The organism is Micromonospora sp. NPDC047812, assembly GCF_040704175.1.
Lineage (GTDB): Bacteria > Actinomycetota > Actinomycetes > Mycobacteriales > Micromonosporaceae > Micromonospora.
Window position 1 is genome coordinate 35,086 of record NZ_JBEYRY010000018.1, and the last position, 6,198, is coordinate 41,283.

Below are 6,198 nucleotides of genomic sequence, written 5' to 3' on the forward strand. Positions count from 1 at the left end.
CCGGTGTCCTACCCCTGTCACCCCCTAAGTCGTCCCCAGTTCGGACCGCTGATCCGGTGGTGGGACGGGCCGCAGGTCGATGATGGGGCGACCCCCGCAGACCGTCGAGTCCTGTGCTCCACCCGCCCGTCAGCCGAGGTGCCGTCGTTGGAACGCTGCTGGTTGTTCGCCCGCTCGGCCGTGCCGGCCGACGGGTGCCCGGAGACGCGGGTGACCGAGCTGGTCGGAAGGGTCCTCACCGCGCTGGTCGCCGCCGCCCGCCGGGCCGATCCGGGCATGGATTGGTTCTTCGACCCGGCGGGCTCCCCCGCCGGGCCACACGTGAGCCTCGGCTTCCACGCCGCCCCGGCCGCGCTCGACGTGGTACGGGCGCGGCTGCTCGCGTACGACCCGGGGGTGTCCTTCGCCGCCGACCGGCACGTGGTGCGCGACGCCGCCCGGGGCGGCCCGCTCGCGTCGGCGGGCAGTGACCTGGCCCTGACCCTGCTCGGCGGGGACACTCCCTGGCTGGCCGGCGTCGAGCTGCCGCTGGCCGTGGCGCACCTGCGGTACCTGACGGGGCTGGTGCCGGCGGCCGACCGGCTGGCGTTCCTCTTCCTGCACTGGCAGGAGCGCAGCCAGCGGCTCTCCGGCGCGCAGCGGCGGGACCTGGCCGCGCAGGCGGACGCCGGCGCGGAGAAGATCGTCCTGGCGGCCGGCGACCTGCCGCTGTGCGGGGAGATCGCCGTGGCCTGGCAGCGTTACCTGGACCGGGTGACCGACGTGGTCGGCCGGAACCACCCGGCGACGCCGTCGGGCTTCCTGCTGGCGCACCACGCCCAGCTCACCCACGACCGCTGGGGCATCGGGCCGGACGTCGACTCGCTGGCCGCGCTGGCGCTGCGCCTGTCGATGGTCCGGGAACGCCCGGTCGCCGCCGCGCCGGTGCCCGTCGTCCCGAGGAGGCAGCAGCCACATGCACGCGTGCGCACCTGACCCTTGCTCCCCCGCCGAGCCGGCCCGCATCGAGGTGGCGCTCGGCGAGCGCGCGTACCCGGTGCTGATCGGCCCCGGTGTGCGCCACCGGCTGCCGGCGGAGGTGGCGCGGATCGGCGCGCGCCGGGTCGTGGTGGTCTCGGCCCGGCCGCCGGAGTGGACGCCCGACCCGGGTGTGCCGCACCGGGTGGTGCCGGCCCGCGACGGCGAGCACGACAAGAACCTCGCCACGGTCGAGCAGCTCTGCCGGGCGTTCGCCGAGTTCGGGCTGACCCGCGCCGACGCGGTCGTCTCCTGCGGCGGCGGCACCACCACGGACGTGGTCGGGTTGGCCGCCGGCCTCTACCACCGGGGCGTCGCGGTGATCCACCTGCCGACCTCGCTGCTCGCCCAGGTCGACGCCAGCGTCGGCGGCAAGACCGCGGTCAACCTGCCGGAGGGCAAGAACCTCGTCGGGGTGTACTGGCAGCCCCGGGCGGTGCTCTGCGACACCGAGCACCTGGGCACGCTGCCGGAGCGGGAGTGGCGCAACGGCTACGGGGAGATCGCCCGGGCACACTTCATCGGCGCGGGCGAGCTGCGCGACCGCCCGGTGGCGGAGCAGATCGCCGCCTGCGTGGCGCTGAAGGCGCGGGTGGTGGCCGCCGACGAGCGCGACTCCGGTCTGCGGCACATCCTCAACTACGGTCACACGCTGGGGCACGCGTTGGAGCGGGCCACCGACTTCGGCCTGCGGCACGGCGAGGCGGTAGGCGTCGGCACGGTCTTCGCGGGGCGGCTGGCCGGCGTCCTCGGCCGCGTCCCGGCCGACCGGGTGGCCGAGCACCGCGAGGTGGTGGCGGGCTACGGCCTCGACACCGCGCTGCCCGGCGGCGTCGACCACGACGAGCTGGTCGCGCTGATGCGGCGGGACAAGAAGGCCACCTCGGGCCTGTCCTTCGTCCTGGACGGCCCGGCCGGGCCCGAACTGGTCGCCGACGTCCCGGAGCCCGCCGTGCGTACCGCGCTGGCCGGCATGTAGCGACGGGCACCCCGACCACGGCCGGCAGCCCGGCCCAGGTGGGCCGTCGTCCGAGCAGGGCGCGGAGGATCGGCTCGGCACGGGTGAGGCCGGCGACCGCGCACGGAGTTTCGCCCGGCACGGAACCGACGCCGCTGCGGCCGACGGGCGACGGCGGGCCGTCCCCCGGACCGCCACCACGGCCCGGGGGACGACGCGTCAACCGCCCAGCGCCCGCTGGATCTGCGCGACCAGCACCCCGCAGGCGTACCGGTCCGCGGCGCCGACCATGCCGACGATGGTCGCCGGCAGCGGGCCGTTGTCCGTCTCCGCCGGGTCGTGGTGCATGAACGCGACGAACTGCCCCCGGTCGATGAACGGCGCGAGGATCGGCTCGGCGTCGACGCCGGGGCGCAGCGAGAAGAACGTGGTCATGGCGCACGGGTGCTGCCCCAGCAGCGAGCTGCGGTGCAGCACCGACGAGGTGGCCCCGCTGACCCGGAAGTTCGGGTCGATGACCCGCAGCTCGCCGTCCCGACCGATCCCGGCGTCGAAGGAGCAGTACCCCCGGTACCCGAGAGCACTGGCCTTTCGGACCCCTACGGTCAGCGCTTCGATCAGCTCCGCCGGCGGCTGGTCGTCGTCCAGCACACAACCGACCCACGTCGAGGTGGGCTGCGGCAGGTGTACGGACGCACCGAAGTAGTGCACCGCTCCGCTCTCCGTCACGCCGAACTGGATTCCCCAGATCGTCCGGAAGGGCACCTCCTCCTCGACGATCCACCGATCGCTGACCTGTTCCAGCTGGTTGAACAGTGCCCGGTGCCGCCGGTCCTGCAACCGTCTGGTGAAGATCGCGATTCCGCTGAACACCTCGACGCCGGCCGGTTTGACCACCGCCGGCCGCCGGTCCTGCTGCACGATGCGGCGCACCTCGGCGGGGGTGGCGACCTGGCGACGGGGCAGGTATTCCGGTGCGATCAGTGTTTCCAGGGTGGTCTTGTTGTTGAGGCGGGCCAGCAGGTCCGGGGACACCCGGGCGCGCGCGGCCCGCAGCTGCGGATCGTGCGGGGGGAACTGGAACTCCAGCGTCTCGCCCCGCTCGGCGGCGTCCCGGGCGAACTGCACCGCCTGCGCGCCGGAGCGGAACTCGCGCAGATCACTCGGTGTCTTGAGACCGCACCGGCTGAGCAGACGCAGCGACTTTTCCGCGCTGGAGCCGGTGCTGCAAATGGCCGACGCCTGGTGCGGAAGGGTCAGGTGGAGACCGGTGATCATGTCCAGCCCGTTGTACAGGGCGGCGCCCGCACCCGCGAGATAGCGGCTGCCGGCGGTCGTCACCGGATCGGGTGGCCGGGCCAGGACCACCCCGTCGTGGGCGAACACCTGCACCTGGATAGGTCCATCCATTGGATCTCCTGACATGCCGGCCCACAAAGGGCCTCGGGGTGGCACGGAGTCCGGGTGCGCAACGACCACGAACAGCGGAGAACGTGGACGGATGCGTGCGCTCCCGGTCCTGATGAGGCCGCTCGGCCACGAGAGTCGGGCGTACCGCGTGCACCGACCGGACGGTCCCTGACTGGACCGGCCAGGCAGCGGGCTGGCTTGTGGTCAGCGCTGCGTTCGGCAAGGTGCACACCAACAGGCGGTGGCTGAATTGCCAGTCACCGACTGGGTCATGATCGGGAAAGCATAGTCAATCCTCATTTCCCCGGGATGGGCCGGTCAGCCGACCGTGGGCGGCCCTTTCCGCCGCCGGCATCGCCAATTCTCCGATCCGAACCCTGGACCCGGGCTGACCGAATAGCCGTTTTCGGAGAAGCCCTCGGGATCGTTCTCCGTCGAAACCGGACATTCGTGCATCGACCCTCTCGGAGGGCACCAACCATCCACTATAGAAAAGATATAGCCGCGTGTGCTCTCGCTGAAATGTTGTGGCATCAGGCCGAAATCCCGATCGAGCGTCGCCGGCAAACACCACACTGACCAGCACAAATTGCCGACCCGGCGGCGGCTGGGCCGGACGCCGCCCGGCGGCCGGTCATTACCGCGGACGTATCCTCGGCGGTCCCCGGCCGGAATCTCCGGCCGTCACGCTAGGGGTCGACGCGTGGATCTCTAGGGGTGTACGCCGCTCCACCGCGCTTCGTAGGGTCGGGCCCCATCGGTTCGTCGTTCCCTTTTTCATTGCACCGGACGGGGAACGAATGTGGGTGCGCGGCGCCCCGGATGGACGGGAGGCGCCGGTGATCGGATCGGGCACCGACCTGCTCCTTTCGATCGACGACGTGCCGGCGACCCGGAATCCGGACGGTGACCCCGTCGGGGTCGCACCGCCGTCCGCGCCCGCCCACACGAATCGGCCGCGGCGCCCGCGAACCGCCCCTGCCGCGCCGACCGGAGTGCGCCCGCTGGTGCGGCACCGGGGCCCCGCGCCCTCCGGTCACCCCCTTTCGATCGGAGGTTGAGCTGATGTCTGTCGGGTTCGATGGTGCGCGGGCCGTGGACGGCGCCGTCGACGCCGGGGCGCTGGACCTGGTGGGGGATCTGCGCCGGCCGACGGTGTGGCCGGCGCGGGCCGCCTCGGTGCACCGGGTGCTGCCCTCCTGGTCGCCGGGCGTCGGGCCGGCCGGCGACGTCGTGGTGGCGGGCCTCGTGGCGGTCCTGGCCCGTTGGACGGCCCAGGAGCAGGTGGTGGTGGGCCTGTCGTCCGGTGGCGGCGGATCGGTGCTGCGGGTGGACGTGGCGGGTGATCCGGGTTTCCCCGAGCTGGTGACGCGGGTGCGCTCGGCGCTGGCGGCGCCGGTGGCCGTGGGCCGGGAGCCGGTGGGTCCGGTGGTGCTGGGGCTGGTGGACGCCCCGGTGGTGGACGCGGGGCCGGACGTGGTGGACGTCGACCTCGTGGTCGGCGTGGCGTCGGACGGGTCGGCGCTGCGGGTGGACTACGCGGCGGAGGGTTTCTCGGCGCAGTGGGTGCGGGGTCTGGTGGATCAGGTCGTGGTGCTGGTCTCCGCCGGGTTGGCGCGGCCGGAGGTGGGATTGTCGGCGTTGCCGCTGCTGGGGGACGCGGAGCGGGAACGGCTGTTGGCGTGGGGCCGGGGTCCGGTGCGTGAGGTGCCGGGTCAGCCGATCCACGAGTTGGTGCTGGAGTGGGCGCGGCGCACGCCGGAGGCGGTGGCGGGTGTCGCGGGCGGGGAGGTGCTGACGTACGGGGAGCTGGACCGCCGGTCGGCCGTGCTGGCGGCGTATCTGCGGTCGCTGGGTGTGGGCGCGGGTGACGTGGTGTCGCTGGCGCTGGAGCGCGGGCTGTGGTCGTTGGTGGCGACGACTGCGGTGTTGCGGGCGGGTGCCGCGTACACGCCGATGGACGTGTCGTGGCCGGTGGAGCGGATGCGCGTGTTGTTGGCCGACCACGGCGCGCGGGTGGTGCTGACCGTAGGTGCGGTGGCGCCCCGAGTTCCTTGTGGCGACGGGGTGTCGGTGGTGGCGTTGGACGACGACTGGCCGGTGGTGCAGTCGGGTGAGCCGGTGGAGCTGCCGGTGGTGCCGGCGTCCGCGCCGGCGTTCGTGATCTACACGTCGGGTTCGACGGGTACGCCGAAGGGTGTCGTGCTGACGCACGAGAGGCTGACGAACTTCCTGGCGTGGATGACCGACGAGTGCGCCATCGGCCCCGACAGCCGGATGCTGCATTCGGCGGCACCGGTCTTCGACGCCGCCTTCGGGGAGATCTTCGCGACGCTCACCGGTGGTGGCCGCGTCGTCGTCTGTTCCCGCGACGACCTGCTCGACGCGCGCCGGCTCACCGAACTCATCAACACCCACGACGTCACGCACACGTTCGGACCGGCCACCAACGTCGCCCCGCTCGACCCGGCCGCCTGCCCGGGTCTGCGCTGCATCATCTTCGGCGGCGAGGCCGTCCCGCCGCAGCTGGCCCAGCGGTGGCTGGCGGCCGGTACGCGGGTGGTGAACGCGTACGGGCCGGCGGAGATCGCCGTGGCGTGCTCGTGGTTCGACGCGTCGGCAGGTTGGGGCGGGGCGTACGTGCCGATCGGCTGGCCCATGCCCAACCGGCAGATCCGCGTCGTCGACGGCGCGCTCGACCTCGTCCCCATGGGTGTTCCCGGCGAAATCCTCATCACCGGCTTCGGAGTCGCCGACGGCTACCTCAACCGCCCCGAACTCACCGCCCAACGCTTCGTCACCGACCCGTACGG

At 72.9% G+C, this 6,198-nt stretch carries 4 protein-coding genes; 3 read left to right on the plus strand and 1 reads right to left on the minus strand.

Annotated features, from left to right (window positions below; translation table 11 throughout):
• Window positions 1–138 precede the first annotated feature (138 nt).
• Window positions 139–975, plus strand: coding sequence for a hypothetical protein (locus AB0883_RS30050; RefSeq protein ID WP_366644654.1), 837 nt, complete (start codon window positions 139–141; stop codon window positions 973–975).
• Window positions 956–1,996: a 3-dehydroquinate synthase family protein gene (locus tag AB0883_RS30055; protein ID WP_366644655.1), complete on the plus strand. Its 1,041-nt coding sequence runs from the start codon at window positions 956–958 to the stop codon at window positions 1,994–1,996. Before AB0883_RS30050 ends, AB0883_RS30055 begins: the two co-directional genes overlap by 20 nt.
• A gap of 198 nt (window positions 1,997–2,194) precedes the next feature.
• Here AB0883_RS30055 and AB0883_RS30060 read toward each other — a convergent pair whose 3' ends face one another.
• Entirely contained in the window at window positions 2,195–3,385 is a 1,191-nt protein-coding gene (locus tag AB0883_RS30060) for an ATP-grasp domain-containing protein (protein ID WP_366644656.1), read from the minus strand.
• Window positions 3,386–4,450: 1,065 nt separating this feature from the next.
• On the opposite strand from AB0883_RS30060, the gene AB0883_RS30065 reads away from it, so the two are divergent.
• On the plus strand, window positions 4,451–6,198 hold a 1,748-nt coding region (locus AB0883_RS30065), incomplete at its 3' end, for an AMP-binding protein (RefSeq protein ID WP_366644657.1).